Source organism: Mycobacterium timonense (assembly GCF_025821985.1).
Lineage (GTDB): Bacteria > Actinomycetota > Actinomycetes > Mycobacteriales > Mycobacteriaceae > Mycobacterium > Mycobacterium avium.
Window position 1 is genome coordinate 1 of record NZ_JACKSY010000084.1, and the last position, 25,529, is coordinate 25,529.

Here is a 25,529-nt window from a genome sequence, read left to right on the forward strand (position 1 = left end):
CACAGCTACCTCGGCGACATCCCACCTGCCGAGTTCGAAGCTGCGTTCTACGATGCATACCGGACCGACCAACCCTTGATCGGAATCCAATAGCCCGAGCCTCCGGGAAACCCAGGGCGTTTCAGAGCAACTCCGGTGGCAGGATTGCATCCCACAACGTCGGCTGATCACTTACAGTTCTAAACACGATGGCCTCGATCCCTTCCGCAACAAGGGCATTAAGGCCATCGTCCCAGCTCAGCGCCATCCAATCGTGGATCAACGCGCCGACTTTTTCAGGTCTTAGTAGCTAAAAGGCAACTGCCCGCCCTGCACCGTCAGCGCTCGCGCCCATCCCCTTCGGCACACAACGGTTCCCAGCGCACGCCCCTACGGCCCACAGTCCTGCCTCGTCACCGGCCGACGTCAGGCCTGCCGGACGGCGGCGGGTTGGCGGCGCGGCGCTCGACGTCTTTTAGACTGTCGCGCACAGCTTCCCACAACGTTGCAAAGCTGGTCGCCGCAGGCAGGTCTCCACGTATAGTGCCCGGCTCGTCGACGTGATCGCCGAGCGCAGCGACCGCGGCGCGCGCAAGCTCCACGAGCGTCGGGTCGCTGATATGCAGCGTGAGCTCGTTGTCGCTGACTCTGATGCACATCGTGCGGCGCGCCGCGTCGCCGGGCGCCGCGCCCGCGCTTTCCTTGCCTGTGAGCTGGTCGAGGACCGCCGTACGCACCTTGAGGATGTCCCCGACTTGGTCGGCGAGGATCTGCGCGCCTCGCGACTCGGTCTGGCCAGCCAGCGCGAGCAATAGATGCTCGGTGCCGATGAAGGAGTGCTGCAAAGCCATCGCTTCCCTCAGTGATTGCTCGAGGGTGGCTTTCAGTTCCGGGGTGAACGGGATGTGGCCCGTGGGAGGTTTCTCGCCCACGCCAACGCGGTCGACGACGTTCCGGCGGACACCGTCAGCTGAAACTCCCAGCCGCGCCAAAGCCCGGGCGGACTGAGCGTCGGACTGGCGGAGCAGACCCAACAGGATGTGTTCGGTGCCGATGTAGTCGTGCTGCAGTTCACGTGCCTCTTCACTGGCGCCCACCACTGCCAAACGGGCTTTCTCTGTGAACCGCTCGAACATCCGGTCATTGTATGAGCCGCTATATCGCGGGATCAGTGCCAATTTCGGGCTTGAGCCGCAGCATGCGACTGGCGGGTCCGCAAGCGAATCTCGTCGCGGCCCCTGATCCGGCCTTATAGGCTCTCGTAGTCACGCAGCCTGGAGGAATGATGTCGCAGCCGTATCCGCCGCACCACCAGCACACAAACCACCCAGGACACCCTGGGCACCCAGGCTATGCGGCCGCGCCACAAGCGTATCCGCCACGCGGATACGGCCCCCCGCCGATGTATCCGCAGCCGAATGTGCCCCCGTGGCCGCAGCCATGGCCCAACGCGGGCGCGCCCGAGCCGATTTTTCGGGTCCGTGTCATCAAACACACTGGCGCCCTGGTTTTTTTGGAGCCAACGCAGCTACACCGTTACCGGCACCTTCGCTCAATGCAGCCAGGCGCTACGCCAAGCGCAAATACATAACCTGCTGGCCGGCTGGTGGAGCTTCCTGTCGGTACTCGCGTTGAACTGGATAGCCCTCATATCCAATGCGGTCCAACGAAACCGGCTACACCGCCACGCCGCTGACGCTCAGGCCGGCCAAGCACACGCCGCCCGCCGCGGCAGCGGATCCGCGCCTGTATGGGGACCGCCATGAGGCGCACACCCAAACGCTGAAGCTGTTCACCAGCCCTGCGTTGCGCAGTGCGGCTGTCGGCGGGTTGCCGCCCTGGCCGCGGTTTACCGTGTGCGCGGCTATCCACGTGCCGATACCGCCGCAGCCCCTTAGGTGTGCCGGGCCGTCTACCCGAATCTCAGCAGTGTTGGTATTGGCGGCGTAGTTCGTTTTCAAGCGGTGAGGGTGTGTGGTGTGGATCGGGTCGTTATCTGCAGCTGATCGACCGATGAGTTCGACGTCCGCGACGGGCCTGACAATCTGCGAGCGCGGCCGTCACGTTCGGGTTATCTATAGGAATTCTTTGACGGGTGACAAAGCATGCGTCGAATCTCACATGGTGACCGGTACGCTCGCTCCGGTGAGCGATCTGCTTCCTAACCTCGATGCGCTGCTAAAGCAGCTATCCGGCGATGCCGCCGGACAGCGCGACGCCCGCGCGCTCGCTGAGGCCGTCGCTCAGGCCGGGAGCGAAGAGGACGTCGACACAGCGCTCGACGCCGTTATCGCCAAATGGCGGCAGTCGTCGTGACCACTGTGAACCGTCCGCGGTTGATGTCGTTGGAAATCCGCGGCTTCCGAGCGTTCGGTAATGAAGCGCGCGTCCTGCAACTCGACGCGCCGCTGGTTGTGGTGCACGCCGGGAACAGCCAGGGTAAGACCAGTCTCGCGGAGGGGATCGAGTTCCTACTCAGCGGCCGCAGCAGCCGCCGGGATCTGCTCGGCGGCGCCAAGGCCGAGTACAACGACAGCCTGCGCAACGCGCACTTACCGCCGACAGATACCGATGTCTACGTCGAAGCGGTGCTGCGCGGCCACGACGGCGTCACCCACCAAATCCGCCGTGAACTGCTGTGCGACTTCGGACAAGGCACCGAATGCGAGAGCCGTCTGCTGCTCGACGGCGTCGAGGTCACCGATCTCGAGCAGGTCGGCCTGACCCTAGCTGATCCGCCGGTGCGCGCGCCCGTGCTTCTGCAACACACCTTGCGCCACGTGCTGTCCACCGAGCCCAAGCAACGCGTCGGCTATTTCAAAGCCTTGTTGTCGTTAACCGACCTCGATCAATTTCGTGAGCGGGTCAGAGCAGCGCGTGGACGCGTCGAGTCCGAGCAGCCAGGCGCCGCGCTGAAGCTGGTGGAGGCGCTTTCTGCTACGCCCGCCACCTCGGCCGGCGCGGCGATCACTGCACTCACGAAGAAGCCCCTCGGTGTAGACGCCGTCCGCACGGCGGTCGACGAGGCGTTGCTCGAGGCCGGCGCGGCGATCCTCACCGACCGCGACGGCGACGGCGCAACCCCTACCTTTGACACGGTCGACGACCTCCACACCGCAATCACCGCCGCCCTGAACGCCCAACGCGAACAAGCATTCCCGCTCTCGGCGTTAACAACCGGGACACCACCCGCTGGCACTGCGACCACTCCCGACCTCGTCGCCTACAGCCGGGCCCTGGCCGAATCCGACCAGCACGCGGCTCGACTCACACCCGTGCTCGAAGCCGTGCTCGGCGTCGATGAGTACGCCACGCTCGAGCATCCGACGCAGTGCCCCGTCTGCGGCACCGACGACGCACTGACGCCCGAACGGGTCGCCCTGCTGCGCGACCATGTGCGCCGCACCGAGGCCCTCGGTGACGCGGCTAGAGCCGTCGCCCGCACCTTGAACGACGCGCGCCACAGCCTCGACCAGTTCGCAACTGCCGCAGCCCAAACCGTGCCCCCTGCCGCCAATTGGACCGACGATCAACTGGTTCGGGCCACCGACGCTCTCCGTGACCTCCGCGTCGAGACCATCCTTGTCACCAACGCGAGAGCTCAAGCCAGCCGTGTCGCAGCGACCGCCAGCAGCCTCACTGCGGCGATCACCCTCGCGCGCGGCGGCGTCGAACAGGCCGGCGACGCTGTCGCCAGCCGCCAGGCCGTGCCGAGCGGACTGGACGCTTACTATCGCGAGATCAACACCGCTGCCCTGAACCTCATAGCAACCGCCGAGGAGTACAGCCGCCACGCTGGGGCACTGCGGATCGCAGTCGAGGCGGCGACGCGGGACCGCATCACTATTAGTGGACTCAGCGAGCTCGCCGAATTGCTCTCACGGCGCGCCGACTTGGTCACCGACGTTGTCGCAGAGGCGGTGCGACAGCGCACGATCAAACGTCTCAACGCTGCCGAGAAGGCGTTGCGCGAAGCCGCTGGAACGGTGTTAGACGCGCGCTTCGCCCAGATGAGCGACACGATCACCAAGTGGTGGGGCACCATCCGACCTGAGGAACTTGTCGGATTCGGCGGCATCAAACGTCGTGCCGGCGGCGCGCTGTTCGTTAACCTCATCGCCGCACTACGCGCCGATCCCGTCAGCGAGCCCGTCGAGCGGGAAGCCCTCGGCGTCTACAGCGACTCACAGCTCAACGCTTTGGGCCTGTCGATCTTTCTGGCCCGCACAGAACTGTTGGGCGCGCCGGTCGTCGTGCTCGACGACCCCATACCCGGCAGCGATGCCGACCATCGCCTCACCTTCGTTCAAAACACTCTGGGCCAGCTGCTCAACGCGGACACCCAGGTCATCATGACCACGTTCGACAGCAAGCTTGCCGAGTGGGCCCAGACCAACCATGGCGGAAGCGACTACATCGCGTACAACCTGGATCTGATCGACATCATCGCGGGTACTGAACCGACACAGACTTCGGACGTCTTCGGACAGCTGATGCTCGAGGCCGAAGAGAGCCTGTATGCGCCTACGGCGAAGGGCCGACGAGCCGCATGTAACACAATGCGGTCGGCCGCTGAGCGGCTCGCCAAGCAAATCGTGGCCACAGGCCTCACCGATTCCGGGACGCCGACCACAATCGATGACGTCGAGGCGAAAGCATCCACGCTCGGCGACCTGTTTCCGCTGGTGTTCCCGTTTGTCATCGATGGCAACGCGGAGAAGGGCCAATGGAAGACCTTCCCCAAGGTGCTCAATCCGGGCAGCCACGACGACGACGTCCCTTCCACCACCGACCTTAAAGTGGTGCGCGGCAACCTCCTTAAGATCTCGAAGGATCACCATAGACACTGGCCCGGCGGCCTCGTGCGGTAAGTCAGCCCGCCGACACCGCTCCCGCCAAGGTGTCGGTGGTCGGTTTTACGTTTCAGTCATGACCGAGTTATCTGCAGGCGCGCGTCGAGCGACGCTCACGGCGCGTGTGCGGCCCGTGACGGTACACGGGTCGCGGTCGTGGACACTCGTTGATGAGCGAGGGCTACCGCTCGTCGAAGTAGAGCAGTTTCTCAACTGGTTGCGCGCAGTCGATCGGTCCAGCAATACGGTCCGCTCCTACGCACTGCACTTGGCGCTGCTTTATAGGTGGCTGCGCGCACGCGGAATCGGTTGGGAGTGCGTGACTTTCGACAACCTCTGCGACTTCGTCGGCGCGCTGTCGGCCGGTCTTCCACCGCTGCCCGTGCGGGGTGGAGGATCCCGTTCCACAGGGACCGTCAAGGCAGTAAACGCCGCGGTGCGCGAATTCTACGAGTTCCATCGCATTGAGGGACGCGGACCGAAGGAGTTGGTACTCACACGTAACCCGGCTCGTGCGCCACGGTCGTCGCGTAGCTTCTTGGCACACGTACAGAAGAAGCGCCCACAAAAGCAGCCGCGGCTGGCACGCCGGGGTAAACCCTCGGCAGAGACGGTGTCGGTTATCGATTTCGAGACGGATTTCGCCAAGCTTCAAGACCTCGCCACGTCGGCTCGGGATCGGTTGTTACTGTCGGCCCTTTACGACGTTGGCCTTCGCGTCGGTCAGGCGCTGGGGCTGCGCCACGCGGACCTCGACCCGATGCGGCGCCTCGTGTGGGTGCGGCGTCGCACCGACAACGCGAATGGCGTCCTGTCCAAGCAGCGCAGTGATTTCTCGGTGGACGCGCCGCAGCGGTTTTTCGACCTCTACGCGCACTATCTGTTAGGCGAACTGCGTGAGCTCGACACCGATTACGTGTTCGTCAACCTCTCGCGCCAACCCGTTGGAAAGCCGTTGTCGTACAGCAACGCCCACCAGTTGGTGGCTCGCCTCGGTTCTGCTGCCGGCATCGACGACTTGCATCCGCACGTTCTGCGGCATACCCACGCTACTGCGCTTGCACGCGCGGGCTGGACAGCGCCGGAGATCGCCGCGCGGCTGGGCCAATCACACGCCAGCAGTGCCGACGTCTACATTCATTTGGCAGCCGATCACCTCGGGGACCGGCTGCGCGCCACCGAACACCTGGTCTGGCGTCCCGCAGAGAATGCGTCTCGCTGATGGTGGCGGGCCAGCACGACAGGTTCGACAGATGGGACAACGTCGAACTCGACCGGATCGCTCGGCTCCCGATCGAACCGGGCCCCTGGTGCAATGAGCAGTGGCTCATCCGGGACGCCGCCGGTGACAACCGGCGAGGATCGCGTGGCGTGTGCGCGTGCCCGAACTGCGGCCGCGACGTGTACTGGCTTGGCGGCAACCCCGACGAGGGAGGTGATGGTGTCGGGCTGTGCTACGGACACTACTTCCGGTGGTGGCGCGATGGACGCGCTCCGATACGGAAATGGCTGGCCCGCGAGGGTCAGCGTCCTCTCGGCAGAACACGTGGCCGCCCCACACCCGGGCCCATCAATTTCACGGAACTGCCTGCCAGCGTCGCGCATGAGATCCGGTTCGTCGTCGGCCGAAAGATCAGCCGGGGCGACTGGACACCGAACCGCAGCCTGCGCAAGTTCCTCAAGACATTAATCCACGCGGCCAAAGGCCGCGTGGACGACTCGCTCCTCGAGCGTGAGCCCGATCAATGGCTGCTCCTCATCAGGCAGTTTTGGCCACCCGTCAGCAGCTTCGACAAGGTCTGCGCCCCCTATGTACGAAGCTTCTTCCGGCTGCTCGAAGGCGCCACCGACCCCGATCCGTGGGCTGACGACCGCTGGGCCTGGCGTGACAGTTTCGAGTTCGCGCTGCAGTCCGATGACGCGGCAAGCCCGGACACGCGCGCGCCGTTGGATTGGTCCGGCATCGCGGTGCCTTGGCTGCGCGAAGTCTTGCAGGACTTTGCGAAGCAGCAATTGGTCACCTCGGCCACAGCGTGGAACACCGTCGGCACGTGGATTCGCGCCGCGCGTGTGTTCAGCGAGTACCTTGTCGCAAACGGAGTGTCCGCACCGCAGTCCGTCGACCGGCCGCTATTTCTCGAGTACCTCGCGTGGGTCCGCAGCTCTCGTGGCGGAAGCGCGCTTGGTTCGGTGAACACCATGGCCTACCTGCTGGAAACGATGCGCGACACCGGTTTTGCGCCCGAGCTCGGGTCAGCGGTGTTTCTTCGCCGCGGCGAGAACCCTCGCAGTATCGCCAGAAACCCCCGTCCCTTCCCTCCTGACGTGATCGAACGCGTCGACCGCCTCATTGTCGAGAACCCGCTCGTCGACCCGACTGTCCGCACGATGGTCGCCACCACGCGGTGGGCCGGCTGCCGCATCTCCGAGCTGGTGTCCCTGCCGATTGACTGCCTACGGCACAACGACGGCGGCTACTGGATCGAGTACTGGATGACGAAAACCCAAGCGTGGCGGCGATTCCCAATCCCCGACTCTCTTGCCGATCGTCTCCTCGAACAACAGCGCCGAGTACGTTCCGAATTCGGCGACGCGGCATCGCTGCTGTTTCCCGGCAAGCGGTCCAATGCTGCGGCAGGCGTCACCAAGCCGTGGTCAACCAGCGGCCTGCGCCACCATCTGTCCGCGCTGTTCGACGAGCACGGCATCACTTCATCAACGGTTACCGGCGAGCCGATCTCCGGCGGGGATGTACATCGGTTCCGCCACACCGTCGGAATGACCCTGTTGAACAACGGCTGGACCCAGCAGGAGGTGCGCGACTTCCTCGGCCATGCATCTGACACGATGACCTCAGCCTACGCCCGCATCACCGATGAAACCCTCGCTCGCAAGGCCCGCGAATTCTGGGCCAAACAGGACACCGGCAACACCAGGGTCGACGCGGGAGTCGAACGGCTGCGCGCGAAGTTCACCGCGGCACTGCCCAACGGCTTCTGCCGGCTCCCTGCAGCGCAGAAGTGCGACTTCCGGCCGAACCCCTGCCAGGACTGCTCCTTCCACGACCCCGGCGGCCGGGCCTTCCTCGGCACGCATATCTTGCACCGCGATCAATTGCGCGCCGTCATCACCGAGGCAAGCGCCGCCAACGAGCCGGAAGTCGTCGCATTGAACCAACCCATGCTCGACAAGGTGGAGAAGATCATCGCCGAACTCGAGAATGAATCTCCACCGGAGGACACGAGTGAGCCAGAAGACGGATCGCGCTAACCGGGTCGAACGGTTGGCCGCTGCGGCCGCCGCGCGCACGGCCGAAGCTGAGTCCAGGGCACGCCGCGCCATCATCAAACTCGAAACCGCCGGCCAGCCAGTATCTTTCGTCAGCGTTGCGCGGACCGGGCGCGTCTCCACGAGCTTTCTTTACCAGCACCCTGAGCTTCGCGAAGAGATTGTGCGCCACCGCAACCATTCACGACGCACGCCCCGGCCCGCCCCCGAGAAGGCGTCGGCGGACTCACTGCGCGCCAAGCTGCGCGTCGCGATGGACCGCTGCGCTGCCCTCACAGCTGAGGTCGCCGAGCTGCGGGCTGAGAACGAAGCGCTTCGAAGCACCCTTATTGCGCGCGGACCGTAGCAGCGGCCCTGTCAGGTGTTGTCGTCATGGTGGTGCGCCGCAAGGTACGTACCCCGGCCCGCAACCTTAATCGCCCCTGAGCGTCGAAGGTGGGTGACCGCCCGGTCCACCGTGCTGCGAATGCGCTCCGGGTCGGGAATCGATTCCGCTTTAGCGGCGAGGTGCACGATGTCCATCTTCGACAGTGCGGTGGCTCCGCTGGCCGAAAGTATGTCGTGCACAACGTCGTTCGCTTTTTCGCTGAAGCCGCGAAGCCTGGCGCGGAGCAGCAGCTCTTGGTGCTCGGCTTCGTACGCGGGATGGACCCAGACCGCTCCAGCGCGCAACTTGGCCGCTCCGCTTGGCTTGACGCTGGCCGTTCCAGAGCGGATTCTTCCAGGCGCTGCCGGCGCCCAACTCCAATCTTCCATCGCCAGTTCGGCGATCATCACCGCCACGATCTGCGTAGGGGCCCGCTGCTGAATCGCGATGGTTTGATCCGCATCGAGCACGAACTGAACGATGCAGAACCATCCAGCGCGCGGGCCATGGGTCTGCCATCCACTAGGGTATCGGCTAGCCTTGACTTCTAGTCCTCCCTTGGTGCCGTGTTGCACGCTGTTGCCTGGGTAGACGCCGTGGGGTACCAGATCGGGGTACCCGTTGTGGTATTCGTTGCGATCAAGAGCACGGGATTGGCGGTGTATCCCGTCGACGATTGCGCGGCTCAGCAACCCGGAGAATCCGGCCGGATCGAGCAGTTCCTCAAGGCGCTCATAGCCACGCTCGTGTAGCTGCACGTTTAGCTCGTGCAGCAGAAGGTGCAGGTCCTCCACCAGCCGCATGATGTCCTCGGGCCTGAGGTGGTACGGCAGCGGCACCGGCAACTGAGCTTCGGTACGCAGACCCTGCCGCGACGACGGCGCCAAGCGTAAGAAGTTGGGTAGATCCGATCCTTATCAGGGGTTAAATTCTCAAATGTGGTCATAAAGGTGTGTTGAACTGCTATTTAACCTGCGCACACATGTAACCTATTAGGTCATGGGCAGCCAAAATTTCGCCGACTGCCGGCGGCGTGGCGCGACGTGGAGTGTGGGAAACCGGGGTAAATGTTTACCCCATGGAGCTACACGACGATCCTCAGCGGCTCGTGGAGGAACTCGTTCGCCAGCACGCGCAGGTTTTGGGCGAGGCGCACGGCGATCTGGCTGCGCGACATCCGGAAGTCCCGGATCGTTTTATCGATCAGGGCAGCCATGTCCGACCGATCACGGTGTCGTGCTCGGTTTTGGAAACGTTTCTGATGTCGCGGTTGCGGCGGCAGACTCCCAACTCGACTCTAAAAGTCAAGGCGGGCAACGGGATGGGGGTTCTTCTTGTCGACGAGAAGGGCTCACGGATTTATGTGCGCAAGCATCCGCGAAACCGGCGGACTGGTCAGCTGATCGACACTGTGCCGTTTGTGCCGGGTGGGGAGCAGTACAGCCTCGAGGAGGTGTTGGGTCACCCGATCGGCGGGCAGGAGGGTATCGCCGAACCCCAGGCGTATCGGGAATATCTGTTGTGGTGGCCGGACGGTCGCGGGTTTTTCGGTGGTGCGGTGCTGGCGGCGGGGCTGCTGCTCGACAATGTGGAGGTTTTGTACGGCCGGACGCCGTTGCCCCCGCCGATCATGGAGGACCGCTCGTTCAACGTTGGTCTCGGCGAGGTCGGTCGGGATGGGTCGTTGGGGACTCGGCGCCGCGACGACGACTTCGTCGACGTCGACGAGGACGCCGCCCGCGAGCAGGACGAGGAGGGCGGTCCGCCGAAATCGTCGTAGCCGTCGTGCACAGTGTTGGGTGCATGTGGGTTTCCCAACCCGGTGACGTTGAATTGAGCGCACGATGATTGAGGTTTTTGGTGCACGGGTCCGGCAGGCCCGGTTGTTGAGGCGGATGACGGCGCGGTCGGTGGTGGCGGCCACAGGCTGGAGTACGTCGCGACAGTCCCAGATTGAGAAGTCGCCGACGGTGCGGCTCAACGACGGCGATGTTGCGCGGATGGCGGGGTTGTTCCGGTTTCCTGCAGCGTTTTTCAGCTCGGAGCCGCAGACACGGATCAGCGCGAACGAGTTGTTGTTTCGGGCGCCGAAGTCGATGACGGTGGGTGAGCAGGAGTTTTTGGCGACGTTCGCGTCGTTGGCTGGCGATTTCCTCGGTGAGCTCGACGGCCGATCGAAGCTGCCTCCGGTGAAGGTTCCGACGGTCAGTCCGGATGAGTTGGCGCACAGTTCGATTCCGGTGGCCGCAGCGCGTCTGCGTGAGGCGATGGGCCTGGAACCCGATGAGCCGCTTGATGATTTGATGTATGAGGCCGAGCGGCTGGGCGCTCCGGTGATTGTCCGGCGCCGGGTCGCCGGTGATTGGGAAAGCGAGTTCGCCGCGACCGGTGGGCGCTCTCGTGATGAGCGGCATTTGGGGTATTCCAGTTGGGTGGGCCGGTTGCGGGACCGCCCATTGTTGGTGCTACGGGATAGCGACTCGTGGGAGCGGACCCGGTTCACGGTCGCCCATGAGCTCGGTCATTTGGTGTTGCACAGTCACGCCTATTGCTCGGTCAGTGCCGCCGATGAGTTGGAGGCCAACCGGTTCGCGACCGAGTTGTTGGCCCCGGCAGGGGTTATCGCCGGTGAGTTGCCGCGGGTGTTGTCGCTGTTGAATCTGCGTCCGCTCAAAGACAAGTGGGGCCTGTCGTTGGGGTCGTTGATCATGCATCTGCGGGATTCGGGGCTGATCGCGCCGGACCGGGCGAAAATGTTGACCACCCAGCTGCATTCACGGATCAACCCGGCCACCGGGCATACGTGGGGTATGACGGAACCGGGGTGGGCTGACCGCGTCCCGGAGCGGCCGCGGCTGCTGCGCAAGTGGGTGGAGCGCTGTTACGGCGGCGCGTCGGTGCGGATGCTGAGCGCCCGGGAATCGATGATCTATCCCGCTGATGTGCTGGATTGGTTTTTGGCCACGCAGCGACCGGCGCCGGCGGCCGAGCATAGGCCGGTCGCGGCCAGTGTCGGCCATGGCCGCACCCCGGCCCCACCCGCTGCCGGTGGCTCCCAGGTGATCCGGTTGGACGATTTCCGCAACGGCAGGCCATCGTGAATATGGTGGGGTGCTACTGACGGTGGCACAGGTGCAGCGGGTGCGTTTTGTGGACCGACCACCCACCTACACGGTGGTCGGCGCCGACAAATTGCCCGTGGCCCCGGCGCGCGAGTACCTGACGTTTCTGCGTAACCAAGGGAGCTCGCCGAACACGTTGCGCGCCTATGCCTATGGGCTGGCGGCGTGGTGGACGGTGCTGGAAGGTACCGGTACGGCGTGGGATGATTTCCCCACCAGTCTGTTCGGCCAGTTCCTGGCCTATCTGCGTACCGGGGATCTGCCCGGGGTGGCCCGTATCGGTGAACCAAAGCAGAGATTGGCCGAGTCGTCGCTGCTGCCGCGCAGCGCGGCGGTGTTGTCGATGTACCGGTATTTCGCCGATGCCCATGACCTGGTGCGCCCCTACCGGCGGTTGTACGCCAGTCATGCTCGGACGTCCCGGCGGGGCCGCTATGCACCGTTTCTGGCCGGAGTCGGCCCGAGACGCGAACACGATGGGCCGATTCACCGGCTGCGCGGGCTGCAGCGCGCTGAAACACCGGTGCTGCTGCCCGTGCAGGTCAACGCGATCTTGGATGCGTGCAGTGTCCAGACAGTCTCGGGTGAATGGTCGGGCGGCGGGGCGGGGCTGCGTGATCGGTTGTTTTTCGCGGTGCTGGCCGAAACCGGCATGCGCATCGGTGAAGCGTTGTCGTTGCGCCACCATGACTTTGATATCGCCGGTGGTGGTACCCCGTCGATACTGGTGGCGGGCCGTGATGATCATCCGCACGGGGTGCGCGCGAAATCGGGCCCGCGCCGGATCTACATCGGCGACGATCTGGTCGCCCTCTACACCGAGTATGTGTGGCAGCTGGTGGCCGCCGGCGCGGATATCGCGGTCGGCGACCTGGCGTCGTGTTTCGTGTTCGTCAACCTGGTGCGCGGCGTGCGCTACGCCCCGCTGCGCCCGGAAACCCTCTACGACAAGGTCGATCTGATCACCGCCCGCCGCGCCGATGTGCTGCCTGAGCAGTGGACGCCGCACTGGCTGCGCCACACCCACGCCACCGCGCTGTTGCTGGCCGGGGTGGACGTGCACGTGGTGATGCGCCGTCTCGGGCACGCCGACGTGCAGACCACGTTGTCGACCTACGGCTGGGTGACCGCCGACGCGCAGATGCGCACGCTGGCCGAATGGAAGAACTATGTCGCCGGGTGGAAGGTGAACCGTGACGGCCAATGACAGTCCTGCACCGGCACACACAGCGCCCACCCATCGTGGCGGCGAGGATCGGTGGACGCAGCAGTGGCAACAGGTACCCGCGCAGTGGCGCACCCTGGTCTATCACCTGGATACCGCCCCGGCCAATACGGTCTTTCAGCACAACCCGCGCTACCGGCCCACCCCGGACGGCCACGACTTCACCCCACAGGGTGTGCCGCAACGGTTCTGCGACGAGCTCGCGTGGTGGGTGTGGCTGTGCGGACACGAACAACGCCGCAAGATCGAACCGTCACTGCTGAAATGGACCAGCGGCGCACTGAGCATCGCCGCCACCGACTACCACCAACGGCACCGGCGTCACCCGGTCAGTATCGCTGATCTGAGCGCCGAGGCCATCGTGCGCCACGGGGTGCGCGAGTTCGAGCGCCGCACCGGCCGGCTGCCGTCGGCCGGATTTCGGCGCAACGTGACCAGTTTCATCGAGCACCTGCACCTGTATGTGTCGGTCCGCTGCACCGACTGGCCATGGTGGGCCCATGACATCTGGGATCTTGACGCTGATCCCCGAATCCCGCAACGTGAGCACGAACCCTGCCACGACCAGGTCGCACGCCTCGGAGGGATCGAACCGGCCTGGCTGCGCGACGGGGTACGGTTCTGGCTTCGCACCTGCTTGACGGCTGAACTGCTGCGCTGGTCGTCGGTGATCGGCCGCACCCGCGGCATCACCCGCCACTTGGGCCCGTTCCTAGCCGAACGCGGGATCGATGACCCGGTGATCAGCACCGACCGGGCGGCGCTGCGGCTGTTGTTCACCGAGTTCACCGACTACCTCAAATCACCTGCCGCGCGGGCCAAACCGGAGCGTCCGCTGTCGGCGGCGACGATCGCGGTCGTCCAGTCCAAGGTTCAGATGTTCTACACGTTCATGGTGGACCATGCCGAGGAAGCCGCGGCAGCGACCGGAGATCCTCGCTGGAGCCGGTTGACCGACACTCATACCCGGTTGTGGGGTGCGGCGTTTCGCAGCCGACGCCCTACCGGCGGCCGGGAGCTGACCTGGTTTTCGACCGCCGAGCTCCAGCGGATGCTGTGCTATCTCGACGTGCTGGCCGCCGACGCGGGTAAACCGGTAGTCATCACCCACCCCGATTCCACGATCTCGGTCGTGTCCGGTCTCGGCGATCCGCAAGCGGCCCGGATCTGGCTGCTGCAAGCGTTGACCGGGCGTCGGGCCTCAGAGATTCTGATGCTCGATTACAGTCCACTGCAACCGATCCCGGGCCACGACCGCCCCGCCGGAGCCACCGACGATCCCGACGGATTCGTGGCCAAACTGCGCTACCAACAGACCAAAGTCGACGGGGTGGTGCCCACCATCCTCGTCGAGCAGGCCGTGGTCAACGTGATCAGCGAACAGCAAGACTGGATCCGGGCGCGCTACCCGTATTTCGAGCCGAAATACCTGTTCCTCGGGGTGCGCTACCAGCACCAGGGCCAACGACCACGCAGCTATGACTCCTACAGCCGGATCCTCAATCGGCTCGACACCATCCACGGCCTCACCGACACCGCCGGCCACCCGCTGCGGTTCTCCCAGACCCACCGGCTGCGCCACACCCGCGCCACCGAACTGCTCAACGACGGGGTGCCCATCCATGTGGTGCAGCGCTACCTCGGGCACGCCTCGCCGGCGATGACCCTGCGTTACGCGGCGACCCTGCAAGCGACGGCCGAAGCGGAGTTCCTGCGACACAAAAAGATCGGCGCTCATGGCACCGACATCGCCATCAGCCCGTCTGACATCTACGACATGACCCAACTCTCGGCCCGTACCGACCGGGTGCTGCCCAACGGGGTATGTCTGCTGCCGCCGGTGGCCACCTGCGACAAGGGCAACGCCTGCTTGTCATGCGGGCATTTCGCCACCGACGCCACCCACCTCGACGAACTGGTCGACCAACGCGCCAAGACCCTGAAGCTGATCGACATCCGCCGCGAGCAGTACCGTGCCCGCACCGGGCGCGAACTCACCGACGACAACGTGTGGATCCACGAACGTCGCCGCGAAATCGCCTCGCTGGATGCCATCCTCGACCGGCTCCGCCGCGACGACGTGACCGATGGCAGCGTGAGCAGTGTCGCGGGAGCCGGTACCGCCAACCGGGCACCCACCATGCGCACCGCGACCCGGGGAAGCCACGAATCCGTGCTGCGCAAGGCCGACCCGGACCCGCCGCGATGAGCCGCCCCAAGCCGCCACCGCCCACCCAGAAGGCACTCGATGCGCTGGCCGAATACCGCCGGGCCCGCAGCGATGAGAAGCGCCGCGACATCGAGAAGGCGATCGCCCACCTGCGCAAGACCAACGCCACCATCAACTTCTCCACCGTGTCCCGCCGCGCCAAGGTGTCCCGCAAAACCATCTACAAACACGACGACCTGGTGACCGTCATCGAGCAATACCGCGGCCGGCATACCGACCGACAACCGGCATCGACTGGCCGCGAAACCAGCATCCACGCCGCGCTGCGCCACAAACTCGCCGCCAAAGACAAAGAGATCGCCGCACTCAAAGCCACCGTCGCAGAACAACAATCAACCATCGAGCTGCTCTACGGCCAACTCGACACCCTGCACGAACAGACCCCCTGAGCCCAGTACGCCCCCCGAGGTGTGCTGCGGTCACGGCCTGGCCCGCCGTGACGGAGGCCTTCCCGGCCTCCTGGCCAACTCGTGAGTGCCCGCCCGTGCCCGTCGGCCCGATTGCCAGGTCATCGACAAGACCTGGCCCGGCGGGCTGTGGTGGGGAGATCTTTCCAGGGCGTGTCGGTGTCTGCCGATCGGTTGGTCGCTGAACCGGCGGCGGACCGGCGTTAGTCGGCGGTGACCGGCACACCGTTGTCGCCGGGCGGTGTGGGTGCGGTGGGGGTGGTTTTGCGTTGATGCGTGGTGAGGAAGTCGTCGACGATGCGGGTGGTGTCGTGGGGGGTCATGGTGTGCAGTCCGGTCATGCGGGCGAAGGCGAGCGGCCCGATGAGTTGGCACAACGCGAGGTTCACGTCGAAGTCGTCGAGTTCGGCGCGGGCTTCTGCGCTTTGCAGGATGGCGTCGAAGGGTTGTCGGTATTGGTCGACGACGCGTGCGCGCAGCGTGCCGGCCGCGTGTTCACCGCCGGCGTGGTCGGTGGTTGCGGTCGGCCCGAGGGACAGCCAGGCCAGCATGGTGACGTGTAGCGGGGCGTCGGCGAACAGCGCCGCCTGACGGGTGAGCAGTTCGATGAGGCGTTCGCGCACCGTCCCGCCGGCCGGTGCCGGCGGGGTGACTTGGGGTAGCAGCCGTTCGAAGGTGGCCGCCAACAAGTGCGATGAACTGCCGAAGTGGCGGTAGAGGGTGGTTCGGGCCACCTTGGAGGCTTTGGTGACCGCCTCGACGGTGACGGCCTCGACACCACCGGTGCTGAGCAGCGCGGCCGCCGCGTCCAGTAAGCGATTGCGGGACCGGGTGCGGCGGGGGTCGATTTCGTCGTCGTCTTCGTCGTGGACTCGATCCGGCTGGCTGCTGCTCACACTCACTCTCCTTGCCGCTTCCCCCTTTATGGCCAACGGGTGCCGCCCGCCCGACACTTATGGTACCAACAGTAGCGTTGCGAAACTGGTCGTACTGGAGGTATCGGGTGTCCGAGCATGTGCCGTGTCGGGATGAGGTACCCCACGGTGACCGTGGGGTTGGGTCACCCGCGGAACGGTTGCCCGCCCACACCCCGCACTGTATGGGCTGCGGCCCGGACAACCCCCACGGCCTGCAGCTGGTGGTGTATCGCTGCGGCGAGCAGGTGTATGCCGATGCGACCTTCGACGAACGCCACATCGGGGCGCCGGGATTGGCGCACGGCGGCGCGGTGGCGGCCGCCTGCGATGACGTGCTGGGCTTCACGTTGTGGATCGCCGGCACCCCGGCGGTGACACGCAGTCTGACCGTCGAGTATCTGCTGCCGGTGCCACTGCACCAACCGCACCGGATCACCGCGCACATCACCGAGCGCAACGGCCGCGCCCTGCATGTCCGCGCGACAGGCACCGGCACCGACGGCGTCACCCGGTTCACCGCGAGCGCGGTGTTCGTCGTGGTGAGCACCGAGCACTTCGCCGCCCACGGTGATCTGGCGGCCTTCGATGGCCTGCTGGAACGGTTCACCCGCAGCAGCCGGGCCCACGCCGATCCGCACGACCCGACATCGTGACCGCGACCGACACCGGCGCCCAACCCAAAAGCCAACAATCCCAGGCGGATCCGCGGCCGGTGGCACCACACCCGACCGCGCCGCCGCGTCCGCGGACGCCGACGCGTCACCGAGAGGCGATTCTGGATGCGGCGCTGGTGGTGGCCGCCGCGGGCGGGTATGAGGCGGTGCGGATGCGCACGGTAGCCGAGCGGGCCGGTATCGCGGTCGGCACGCTCTACCGCTACTTCCCGTCCAAGACCCACCTGCTGGTCTCGGCGCTGGCCCGAGAATTCGGGCGGCTGCAAGCCGCCCAGGACTGGGCCGCCACCGGCACGACACCTCAGCAGCGCCTGGATCGGCTGACCGGGTATCTGCACGACCGCTGGCAGCGCGACCTTCATCTCACCGAGGCCATGACACGGGCATTCGTCGCCGCCGACAGCACCGCGGCCGCCGCCCTCGACGAGGCCGCCGCGGTCATCGAGCGCCTGCTCGCCCACACCCTGGGCGGCGACACGCCCGGGCCGCTCGATCAGCCGGTCGCCGAGCTCCTCGCCGACATCTGGCTGGCGAACCTGACCGCGTTCATCGGCCGGCGGGCCTCGGCGGCCCAGACCCGTGACCGCATCGATCGGGCCAGCCGGCGCATCGTGGATCGCCTGGCCTCCCTCACCCCCAACAGTTAACGATACTAATAGTATCGCAGCGATACTTACCGTACCCTTCAGATGCGACCCAAAGACGTGTCGAAGGAGGCGCCATGTTCACCCAATGGATCGAAGACTGCGTCGTGCAACGCGTGTCGCTGCGCGACGGGTTGGTGTTGGACCTCGATGGCTACAGCGAGCTGGTGATTTCGCGTCCCCTGCGGCTGACGCTGCCGCCCGTCGGGGACTTTCCGGCCGAACAAGTGCTCATCGACCCCAACCGGGTCGCGGTGCACGAACGCCCGCTGCTCGACCTGGCCGGCGCGGTGTGTACGCACGCCCGGTACGGCGATGACGGCGCGTTGCACCTGGGTTTTTCCCGAGGGCACCGCATCGATGTGGAGGCCGACGCGCACGCCACGGCCTGGGAGCTCTACGGCAAACGCCACGGATACATGGCCTGCCTGCCGCGTGGCCGGGTCCGGGTGGTCCGCCACGACATCCCCGACGCCGACGACACCGACGCCGGCGTCGGCGCAGGTCACTAGCGGCCCACAGGCGCGCCGCGCGGCCCCGGCGGACGCGCAGCGCGAACCACTGTGGTACTGCTAGTAGCGTAGCGATGCCGATAGTTCCTTTTCTCGGGTGGAGGGGTAGTGACCGACAGCGATCCGGATGGTTCGGGCACCGCGATGAATGCTCGGCGGCGATACCGCCGTTCGGCCGAACCGGCGGATTCCAGCGAGTACAGCGCGCGGTTGGCGGCGCTGGCGAGGTTCACGGTGAGGCACAAGACGCTGGTGATCGGCGCCTGGCTCGGCGTCGCGGTGGTGCTGGCACTGCTGTTTCCCCAATTGGAAACCGTGGTGCGCCAGCAATCGGCGGAGCTGCTCCCCCATGATGTGCCGTCGTTTCAGACAGTGGACCGGATGAGCGCGGCGTTCGGCGAACAAGGTTCCAAGACCATGGTGTTCGTCGCGATGGAAGACCCCGCCGGGCTGACCCCCGCGACGCGGGAGCGCTACGAGGACCTGGTGGCGCGGCTACGCGGCGACACCGCCCACGTCTTGCTGGTTCAGGACCTGCTGGCCGACCCGATCACCGCGACGCAGGCGGTCAGCGCCGACCGCAAGGCCTGGTTTCTGCCGGTCGGGGTGGCCGGCACCCTGGGCGATCCCGCCGCCGCCGAATCCGTGCAAGCGGTGCGCGACATCGCCGCCGACGTGTTCGCCGGCACGTCGACCACCGCGTACGTCACCGGCCCGCCCGCCACGTTCAGCGACCAGATCGCGGCCGCCGAACACGACCTGGTGCTGATTTCGATCGCCACCGCCGGCCTGATCGCGGTGATCCTGCTCATCGTGTACCGCTCGGTGTTCACCGCGCTGCTGCCACTGCTGGTGATCGCGGTGAGCCTGGTCGTCGGGCGCGGTGTGCTCTCGGCCCTGGGCCAGCTGGGAATGCCGGTCTCGCAATTCACCGTGGCGTTCATGACCGCGATCCTGCTGGGAGCCGGCACCGACTACACGGTGTTTCTGATCAGCCGCTACCACGAACAGCGCCGCGCACAGGTGCCGCCCGAACAGGCCATCGTGCACGCCACCGCCAGCATCGGCCGGGTCATCCTGGCCTCGGCGGCCACCGTCGCCTTCGCATTCCTGGCCATGGTGTTCGCTCAACTGAGCGTGTTCGCCGCCCTCGGCCCGGCCTGCGCGGTGGCCGTCATGTTCGGATTCCTGGCCACCGTGACGCTGCTGCCACCGGTGCTGGCGCTGGCCGCCCGACGCGGCATCGGCGACCCCAAACCCGACCGCACCCGCCGCTACTGGAACCGCGTCGCGGTCGCGGTGGTCCGCCGACCCGTGCCCCTGCTGATCGCCAGCCTGGTCATCCTGCTGACCCTGGCCGCGGCCACAACAACGATGAAGATCAGCTACGACGACCGCAAAGGCCAGCCCGCCACCACCGCCAGCAACCAGGGCTACCAACTACTCGACCGCCACTTCCCCAAAGACATCGTCATCACCGAATTCCTCGTCGTGGAAAACCCCACCGACATGCGCACCGCAAAAGGGCTCGCCGACCTCGACGAAATGGCCTCCCGCGTCTCCCAGATCCCCGGCGTCACCACAGTGTCCGGCGTCACCCGCCCCACCGGAGCCCGCCTCGAACAAGCCCAACTCTCCTGGCAGAACGGCCAGATCGGCGACAAGATGGCCGGCGCCGTCGCCGACGGCAACGCCAGAAAAGACGACCTCGCCAAGCTCACCGCTGGCGCCGACCAACTCGCCGGCGGCCTGGCCCAACTCGACACCACCCTGCGCACCGCCCTGACCCCCCTCACCGCGACACTCACCCAAGCCCAGTCCGCCGGCACCCAGATTCAACAGTTCCGGCCCCTGCTGCAACAACTTTCGGCCACCGCCCCCGGCGTCGACCGCGCCATCCAATCCGGTCCCGGGCTGCGCCCCCTGGCCGAACAAGCCCAACACGCCATCGCCGTCCTCGACCCCCTCACCGGCGCCCTCAACACCTCCCCGTGGTGTGCCACCACACCCCAATGCGCCCAGATCCGCGACCAAGTCCAGACACTGGTGAGCTTGCGCGACAGCGGATTGTTCACCCAGATCGCCGAACTCGGCGATCGCTACAACCCCGACACCAACGCCACCGTCGCCGGCACCCTGGCCACCGTCCACACCGCGGTCACCTCCCTCAACAAAGCCTTCGCAACCCTCGGAGACCCCGCCGACCTGGCCGGCAACATCCGACGCCTCCAAGACGGCATCAGCCAACTCGCCTCAGGCGCCCAAGCACTGGCCACCGGCGTCCACGCACTGGCCGACAGCAACATCGAAATGCTGTCCGGGATGAGCCAGATCGCCACCCAACTCCAAAACGCCGCCCGCGCCACCGCCAACTCGGACTCCTCCAGCGGCTTCTACCTGCCCGCCAACACCTTCCAAAACCGCCAATTCACCGATATGGCAAAACAATTCCTCTCCCCAGACGGAAAAACCGCACGCTTTGCCATCGAAACCAGCCACGACCCCTACAGCGCCGAAGCAACCCGCCTCGCACACGAAATCACCGACGTCGCCAACGCCGCACGCCCCAACACCTCACTGCACCAAGCCACCGTCTCCGTTGCCGGGTTCCCCGCCGTCAACTCCGACATCCAACGACTGCTGCGAGCCGACTTCACCCAACTCGCCCTCGCCACACTGCTCATCGTCGGACTCATCCTCGTCGTACTACTGCGCGCCCTGCTCGCCCCGCTCTACCTGCTCGGCACCGTCGTGCTCAACTACCTGGCCTCACTGGGCATCGGCGTCCTCATCTTCCAATGGGGACTCGGACACGAAATCGCCTGGCCAGTACCACTACTCGCGTTCATCATCCTGGTCGCAGTCGGCGCCGACTACAACATGCTGCTCGTCTCACGACTACGCGAAGAATCAGGACACAACATCCGCGTCGGCGTACTGCGCACCGTCGCCAACACCGGCTCCGTCATCACCTCAGCCGGCCTCATCTTCGCCGCCAGCATGTTCGGCCTCATGGTCGGCTCAGTGGCCATCATGATCCAAGCCGGCCTCATCATCGGCTGCGGACTCCTACTCGACACCTTCCTCGTGCGCACCCTCACTGTCCCCGCCATCGCCACACTCCTACGCGAAGCCAGCTGGTGGCCCCAACGAGCCACCCACCGCCCAACAACCACCAGCCACTCCACACCACCACAACTAGCCACCCGCCATTAAGAACCAACACCCGCACCCACCCCCAACAAGTCACCGCACCCGTCACCGACGGCAGCCCGCCATGATGGCGGCGACGAAGCGACGGGCTCCCGAACCATCGCGCCAGCCAGACCGCACCAACCAACCCCTAACCGGAAACACCGGCAGCCCAGCCTGTTACCCATCACGCCAAGCCAGGCCAACTCGCCTCAGCGGGAACAACAGTGAACATCAGAATCTGACCCCAGATAACGCCACATCCGATGACGCTACCTGGCACCGCACTCAATACCGCGCAAATCCACGGCCAGCGACGCTGATGAATCAGACGGCCCCGCCTCAGACCGCCACACTGTCTTCGGTGACGGTCAGAGCTGCGAGCGCCGGTATCGCTGATTCAGCCAACGCGACGTAGCGTTCGTCGCGCTCCACGCCGATACTGCGATAACCAACCGCTTCCGCAGCGGCCAGGGTGGAACCAGACCCGGCGAACGTATCCAGGACCACGCCCTCGCCTGTGGGCAGCGCAGCGCGCACAATCTTCCGTAGGAACGCCTGAGGCTTGAGGCTTGGATGCGGTGCCAGGCGCTTTTCAGCCGATTGTGTTGGGGCTGACCTGATCACATCACCGAACGGTCGAGCCGCATCAAGACGCCGCAAACCACCGGTGCCCCACTTTCGCAGGTTCTCCGCGACCGTGCCTTCGACCGGCTTCCTGAACAACAGCCACGGTTCCCACATCGAGCGTGGCATCACCGTCACATCGGGGAACTCTTCGTGGGCGTTCTTGGGGCGGTCCCCGCCACGCAGCGTCATGACTAGCCGAACAACCTCGCCACGTCGTTCCAACCCTGCTTCGTACAGAGCAAACGAAACCACATGCGACAGAAGCGGATTCGATGCCACAAACACGTGCGCACCCGGAACCAGAACCGGCTGCAGCGCTGATGCCCAATCATGGAAGAATCGCTTGATTTCTGCCCGTTCGCTATGACGCAACGTCGTGAACCGAGGCAGAGGCGAACGCCGGTACCCATCTAGGGTTGGCGGAATTCTCCACACCCCGCCGCGACCGTTCCGCAACTTCCGCTGCTCCACCTCGTTGTATTCGGTCAGACCGTACGGCGGATCCGTGACGACAGCGTGAATGCTATTGGCAGCACAGCTTTCAAGCCACTCGATGCAATCGGATTGGTACAGAGTCGCCCCACCGTAGGTGAAGCCCGGTGTACTGCCAGTGGTATCGGCAACTGCATTCTCTACGCTCACTTGCCCCTCACAAGCCGGTAGCGACCGCGCGAAACACGTTGGAAAGTGTCGGGTGTATGCAACCGCAAAGACGACCGCACCGAAGACTCGGGGACCTCGGAGCCTAGCTTCTGTTGAACGGCTTCAAGGACCTCTGCAATGGAGGCGTCCTGCTGCTTTGACTCCTTGAAGAACGCCAAGATTGCATCGCGCACCACACCTGGGGGCCTTCGCTCAGCCATCCGAAGCTCCTTCGACGAAGTGTTCACTCTGGCCGCAATCGGCTTCCCTTCAAGCTACGCCGTTTGACGTCTAGACGTCAAACACGACACGCCCGCTGCTTCGGCCTGACGGAGGTGCGTGACAAGCGATGCTAACGGGACCAATGAATCGAACATGTGTTCGTTCTAGCACGTCCGGCCGACAGCTGGCGACCAAAGCACGCTCCATATTGAAGCGAGTTTGTGGAGCCACGGGGAATCGAACCCCGATCTGAGCCTTGCAAAGGCCCCGTTCTACCGTTGAACTATGGCCCCGTCACGGACATGACCGCGACAGCATCACCGCTGGTCACACCCACTTCCAACTCACTCTCCTACAGATAAGAATCGATCGCAGCCTCCGAGGGTGAATTCGATCTGGTCCAGGTAGCCCATCAGGCGCAAGCCGACAGGCAGCCCGAGACCAGGTAGAAGAGGTGTGACGACGTGGGCGATGTGGTCGAATCGTTGCGGTTCGTCTGGCCCAGAGTCCACGTCGACCTCCACGCGGGTGGGCGGCACGCCTGCATGCGTGTCGATGGTGTCGGTGTTGGCCTGGGCAGCTTCGCGCGAGCCGAGTTGGTCGACGATCTGTTGCCACAGTGCGCGGCGCTGCTGATCCGGGAAGGGACCGCGTACTTGGTAGGTGCGAGGAGGGGCGAAGCGCTGTGGCGATGGAATGTTCAGTATCCAGGTCGCGGCGGTCAGGTCTGGATGGGCATGAATGAGCTCAGTGATGCCGGCGTCGCTGACCGAGGGGGCTAGCGCGACGCTGATGCTTCGTGAAGTGTCCGGCCCGGCCCATGCCGGCTGAATCACTGTGGCTCCCACGGAAACCGGTGACTGCGCTACCTGTAGCCACATCGCTAGGCTGTCGGCGACGTCGCCGCTCGAGGGGCCTCCGCGGGCGCGGCGGTCGAAATGATAGTCGAATTCAGCGCGTGAACCAGGCGCGCTGGAGTCGGGGTCGTGGTCGGCCTTGTACGCGACTTCCAGCTTGACGTCGAACTCGGCGAAATTCGCTGCCCGCATGCGGTCAACGAATGTTCTTCCGACAGCGGCGGCTTGCGGGGCGGAGGCGGTGTCGGCGAGGGTGACTTCGAGGTTGAAGTGGGCGCCACCGTCGAAACTCGTGTCGTAGTGCACATCGGCGGCGGTCACGCCGGGCATGGCGCGGATAGTGTCGCCGATCGAATTGGCCGCCCCGAGGCGGTTCGGGAATCCGCATCCGCTCACCCCGACGGTCAATCCAGCAGCCGCGATCAGAACCACCACCGCGCCGATTCGGGCCGGCGGTCGCGCCGGGCGCCAACGGCATCGATGGGCGCTGCGGCGGCCAATGTGCGACCTTGGCGTCCCGTTCGTCGCCGCGACAAGCCCTCGGCGCGCGGAGGGCTCCGCGGCCGGAATTTGCATGTGGCTACCCTTTCACGCGGTCCTCGCCCGACGAGTACTGAAACGGGATATCCACACCCGTAAAGCTTTCGAGTAGCGATATGCCGAACGGCTTTACGACGTAGGAGTAGTGAACGTACCCCTGCGCATCCGGAGCTGTTGCACACGCTGCGCCCGGGTGACCGCATCGTATCTTGTCCGGGAAAGCGGCTAGGCCAACCACCAGCACCACTGCAGCAGTGATCCCGATCGCAAGAACGCGTTTGTTCATCATCTACCTCGGGTCGAGGGAACTGACGCCACGGCCGGCGCGCCGCGATCGGCGCTTCATGGATGTACGCCGGCTATCCGGAGTACGAGCAGCACGAGCCCGTAGATCGCGAAAACCGCGGGAGTCGCAAGCGCCATGACCAGCGGGATCTTGACCGTCCATAGCGGCTGGCGTTCTTTAAGTCCCAGTTGCCGGGCCACCACGCGGATCAGGTCCCGACCCTCTCTGGAGTTGAACCGGTAGTCGACCACCGGCTCGATGCGGCCGTTATCTGAGAGCGCCCAAATCTTTTGGCGTGAAAACGAAAGGACGCGTCCGCCTTGCGCCTGCATCGAGGCGCCGAACGCGGGAACCCCGGCTCGCCATCTGACCTCGACCTGCCGGTCGGTGATGGTGAAATAGGACTTGCGCTCGACCACTCGCCACCGGAAGCTTTTGCGCAAGCCGGCCCGGTTGTACAGGCCCCACCACCGGGCGTTGGCGATGTCGAGTTTGACGTCGAAACCCTTCTTGGTGTCGACGACGATGTACGGGGTGTCCTGCGCGGCCGCCGCGACGGCATCCCTGAACTCACTCATCGCGCCAGCGTTCCCCAAATCCTCGGCTGTCGTACGTCGCGTTGAACGCCCATCTTTTTCCTCGACGGCCCCGGCTACCGACCATCGCGATCCACGCTACCGTTCCCGCGCCCGCCGGCAGCCCCAGCCACGTCCGGCTGGCTGCCTCCAGCCGTCGAAAGTTCTGCAACTCGCACCCCACCAGCGGTAGTAGGGTCTGATCCCGTGGCCGAAACCTATCGACTCGAAGACATACCGCCGCTGGGGTTGACCCCTGATGGTGGACACCCGACTGGTGGGACCGTTGGTCCCGCGGGAAGGATGTCCGTATGTCGGGCAAGCGTCGCAAGTACACCCCGGAGTTTCGGGAGCAGGCTGCTCGCCT

21 protein-coding genes, 1 tRNA gene and 1 pseudogene are annotated in these 25,529 nt (G+C 65.3%); 15 read left to right on the top strand and 8 right to left on the bottom strand.

The annotated features are described in order from the left end of the window. Positions 1-392: 392 nt before the first annotated feature. A complete protein-coding gene (locus H7I87_RS19710) occupies positions 393-1,115 on the bottom strand; it encodes a Clp protease N-terminal domain-containing protein (protein ID WP_083071672.1) in 723 nt (240 codons plus the stop codon). A 266-nt stretch (positions 1,116-1,381) separates the two neighbouring features. On the opposite strand from H7I87_RS19710, the pseudogene H7I87_RS29230 reads away from it, so the two are divergent. The 6 genes and pseudogenes from H7I87_RS29230 to H7I87_RS19735 all read left to right on the top strand — a co-directional run bounded on the left by H7I87_RS29230 (position 1,382) and on the right by H7I87_RS19735 (position 8,466). Continuing rightward, positions 1,382-1,745 (top strand): annotated as a pseudogene (locus H7I87_RS29230) (hypothetical protein). 379 nt (positions 1,746-2,124) lie between these two features. Then, positions 2,125-2,295: a hypothetical protein gene (locus H7I87_RS19715; RefSeq protein WP_155722938.1), complete on the top strand. Its 171-nt coding sequence runs from the start codon at positions 2,125-2,127 to the stop codon at positions 2,293-2,295. After that, positions 2,277-4,850, top strand: a complete 2,574-nt coding sequence (locus tag H7I87_RS19720) for an AAA family ATPase (protein ID WP_062891324.1) — start codon at positions 2,277-2,279, stop codon at positions 4,848-4,850. Before H7I87_RS19715 ends, H7I87_RS19720 begins: the two co-directional genes overlap by 19 nt. Positions 4,851-4,908: 58 nt before the next feature. After that, positions 4,909-6,054, top strand: coding sequence for a tyrosine-type recombinase/integrase (locus tag H7I87_RS19725; protein ID WP_062908086.1), 1,146 nt, complete (start codon positions 4,909-4,911; stop codon positions 6,052-6,054). Further along, positions 6,054-8,102 (top strand): tyrosine-type recombinase/integrase, encoded by a 2,049-nt coding sequence (locus tag H7I87_RS19730; protein ID WP_081230460.1) that lies wholly within the window; start codon positions 6,054-6,056, stop codon positions 8,100-8,102. The genes H7I87_RS19725 and H7I87_RS19730 overlap by 1 nt, the downstream gene beginning before the upstream one ends. Then, on the top strand, positions 8,077-8,466 hold the full coding sequence (locus H7I87_RS19735) for a DUF6262 family protein (protein ID WP_224164093.1): 390 nt from the start codon (positions 8,077-8,079) through the stop codon (positions 8,464-8,466). The genes H7I87_RS19730 and H7I87_RS19735 overlap by 26 nt, the downstream gene beginning before the upstream one ends. A gap of 11 nt (positions 8,467-8,477) precedes the next feature. Here H7I87_RS19735 and H7I87_RS19740 read toward each other — a convergent pair whose 3' ends face one another. Then, positions 8,478-9,374: a hypothetical protein gene (locus tag H7I87_RS19740; RefSeq protein WP_045373223.1), complete on the bottom strand. Its 897-nt coding sequence runs from the start codon at positions 9,372-9,374 to the stop codon at positions 8,478-8,480. A gap of 197 nt (positions 9,375-9,571) precedes the next feature. Continuing rightward, complete coding sequence (locus H7I87_RS19745; protein WP_003891617.1) at positions 9,572-9,703, bottom strand: hypothetical protein; 132 nt, start codon at positions 9,701-9,703, stop codon at positions 9,572-9,574. A 105-nt stretch (positions 9,704-9,808) separates the two neighbouring features. Between H7I87_RS19745 and H7I87_RS19750 the strand changes: the two genes are divergently transcribed. The 5 genes from H7I87_RS19750 (at position 9,809) to H7I87_RS19770 (ending at position 15,453) form a co-directional block, all read left to right on the top strand. Continuing rightward, positions 9,809-10,267 (top strand): hypothetical protein, encoded by a 459-nt coding sequence (locus H7I87_RS19750; protein WP_003891616.1) that lies wholly within the window; start codon positions 9,809-9,811, stop codon positions 10,265-10,267. Positions 10,268-10,331: 64 nt separating this feature from the next. Next, positions 10,332-11,588 carry a helix-turn-helix domain-containing protein gene (locus H7I87_RS19755; RefSeq protein WP_023861397.1) on the top strand — a complete coding sequence of 419 codons (1,257 nt, stop codon included), beginning with the start codon at positions 10,332-10,334 and terminating at the stop codon, positions 11,586-11,588. 22 nt (positions 11,589-11,610) lie between these two features. Further along, entirely contained in the window at positions 11,611-12,816 is a 1,206-nt protein-coding gene (locus H7I87_RS19760; RefSeq protein WP_003891614.1) for a tyrosine-type recombinase/integrase, read from the top strand. Next, positions 12,803-15,043 carry a tyrosine-type recombinase/integrase gene (locus tag H7I87_RS19765; RefSeq protein ID WP_003891613.1) on the top strand — a complete coding sequence of 747 codons (2,241 nt, stop codon included), beginning with the start codon at positions 12,803-12,805 and terminating at the stop codon, positions 15,041-15,043. Before H7I87_RS19760 ends, H7I87_RS19765 begins: the two co-directional genes overlap by 14 nt. Continuing rightward, entirely contained in the window at positions 15,040-15,453 is a 414-nt protein-coding gene (locus tag H7I87_RS19770; RefSeq protein ID WP_003891612.1) for a DUF6262 family protein, read from the top strand. Before H7I87_RS19765 ends, H7I87_RS19770 begins: the two co-directional genes overlap by 4 nt. A 221-nt stretch (positions 15,454-15,674) precedes the next feature. Here H7I87_RS19770 and H7I87_RS19775 read toward each other — a convergent pair whose 3' ends face one another. Continuing rightward, positions 15,675-16,367, bottom strand: coding sequence for a TetR/AcrR family transcriptional regulator (locus tag H7I87_RS19775; RefSeq protein ID WP_003891611.1), 693 nt, complete (start codon positions 16,365-16,367; stop codon positions 15,675-15,677). Positions 16,368-16,570: 203 nt separating this feature from the next. Between H7I87_RS19775 and H7I87_RS19780 the strand changes: the two genes are divergently transcribed. The 4 genes from H7I87_RS19780 to H7I87_RS19795 all read left to right on the top strand — a co-directional run bounded on the left by H7I87_RS19780 (position 16,571) and on the right by H7I87_RS19795 (position 21,434). Continuing rightward, positions 16,571-17,041 (top strand): PaaI family thioesterase, encoded by a 471-nt coding sequence (locus tag H7I87_RS19780; protein ID WP_003891610.1) that lies wholly within the window; start codon positions 16,571-16,573, stop codon positions 17,039-17,041. Then, positions 17,038-17,709 carry a TetR/AcrR family transcriptional regulator gene (locus tag H7I87_RS19785; protein ID WP_003891609.1) on the top strand — a complete coding sequence of 224 codons (672 nt, stop codon included), beginning with the start codon at positions 17,038-17,040 and terminating at the stop codon, positions 17,707-17,709. The genes H7I87_RS19780 and H7I87_RS19785 overlap by 4 nt, the downstream gene beginning before the upstream one ends. Before the next feature lie 74 nt (positions 17,710-17,783). Then, positions 17,784-18,218 (top strand): DUF6188 family protein, encoded by a 435-nt coding sequence (locus H7I87_RS19790; protein WP_003887008.1) that lies wholly within the window; start codon positions 17,784-17,786, stop codon positions 18,216-18,218. A 144-nt stretch (positions 18,219-18,362) separates the two neighbouring features. Further along, positions 18,363-21,434 (top strand): MMPL/RND family transporter, encoded by a 3,072-nt coding sequence (locus H7I87_RS19795; RefSeq protein WP_087083462.1) that lies wholly within the window; start codon positions 18,363-18,365, stop codon positions 21,432-21,434. Between the two features lie 318 nt (positions 21,435-21,752). On the opposite strand, the gene H7I87_RS19800 is transcribed toward H7I87_RS19795, so the two are convergent. The 4 genes from H7I87_RS19800 to H7I87_RS19820 form a co-directional block, all read right to left on the bottom strand. Beyond that, positions 21,753-22,682, bottom strand: coding sequence for a DNA-methyltransferase (locus H7I87_RS19800; protein ID WP_045373225.1), 930 nt, complete (start codon positions 22,680-22,682; stop codon positions 21,753-21,755). 444 nt (positions 22,683-23,126) lie between these two features. Then, positions 23,127-23,197, bottom strand: a tRNA-Ala gene (locus H7I87_RS19805). A gap of 51 nt (positions 23,198-23,248) precedes the next feature. After that, positions 23,249-24,196, bottom strand: coding sequence for a hypothetical protein (locus H7I87_RS19810; protein ID WP_083071674.1), 948 nt, complete (start codon positions 24,194-24,196; stop codon positions 23,249-23,251). A 447-nt stretch (positions 24,197-24,643) separates the two neighbouring features. After that, positions 24,644-25,165 (bottom strand): hypothetical protein, encoded by a 522-nt coding sequence (locus H7I87_RS19820; protein ID WP_139800173.1) that lies wholly within the window; start codon positions 25,163-25,165, stop codon positions 24,644-24,646. Positions 25,166-25,529: the final 364 nt, after the last annotated feature.

Bases quoted from the DNA above. Each gene is read 5' to 3' on its own strand.
- H7I87_RS19710 (WP_083071672.1), bottom strand. From the start codon at position 1,115: ATGTTCGAGCGGTTCACAGAGAAAGCCCGTTTGGCAGTGGTGGGCGCC.
- H7I87_RS19720 (WP_062891324.1), top strand. From the start codon at position 2,277: ATGGCGGCAGTCGTCGTGACCACTGTGAACCGTCCGCGGTTGATGTCG.
- H7I87_RS19725 (WP_062908086.1), top strand. From the start codon at position 4,909: ATGACCGAGTTATCTGCAGGCGCGCGTCGAGCGACGCTCACGGCGCGT.
- H7I87_RS19730 (WP_081230460.1), top strand. From the start codon at position 6,054: ATGGTGGCGGGCCAGCACGACAGGTTCGACAGATGGGACAACGTCGAA.
- H7I87_RS19745 (WP_003891617.1), bottom strand. From the start codon at position 9,703: ATGGCTGCCCTGATCGATAAAACGATCCGGGACTTCCGGATGTCGCGC.
- H7I87_RS19750 (WP_003891616.1), top strand. From the start codon at position 9,809: ATGGGGGTTCTTCTTGTCGACGAGAAGGGCTCACGGATTTATGTGCGC.
- H7I87_RS19755 (WP_023861397.1), top strand. From the start codon at position 10,332: ATGATTGAGGTTTTTGGTGCACGGGTCCGGCAGGCCCGGTTGTTGAGG.
- H7I87_RS19770 (WP_003891612.1), top strand. From the start codon at position 15,040: ATGAGCCGCCCCAAGCCGCCACCGCCCACCCAGAAGGCACTCGATGCG.
- H7I87_RS19780 (WP_003891610.1), top strand. From the start codon at position 16,571: ATGGGCTGCGGCCCGGACAACCCCCACGGCCTGCAGCTGGTGGTGTAT.
- H7I87_RS19790 (WP_003887008.1), top strand. From the start codon at position 17,784: ATGTTCACCCAATGGATCGAAGACTGCGTCGTGCAACGCGTGTCGCTG.
- H7I87_RS19795 (WP_087083462.1), top strand. From the start codon at position 18,363: ATGAATGCTCGGCGGCGATACCGCCGTTCGGCCGAACCGGCGGATTCC.
- H7I87_RS19820 (WP_139800173.1), bottom strand. From the start codon at position 25,165: ATGAGTGAGTTCAGGGATGCCGTCGCGGCGGCCGCGCAGGACACCCCG.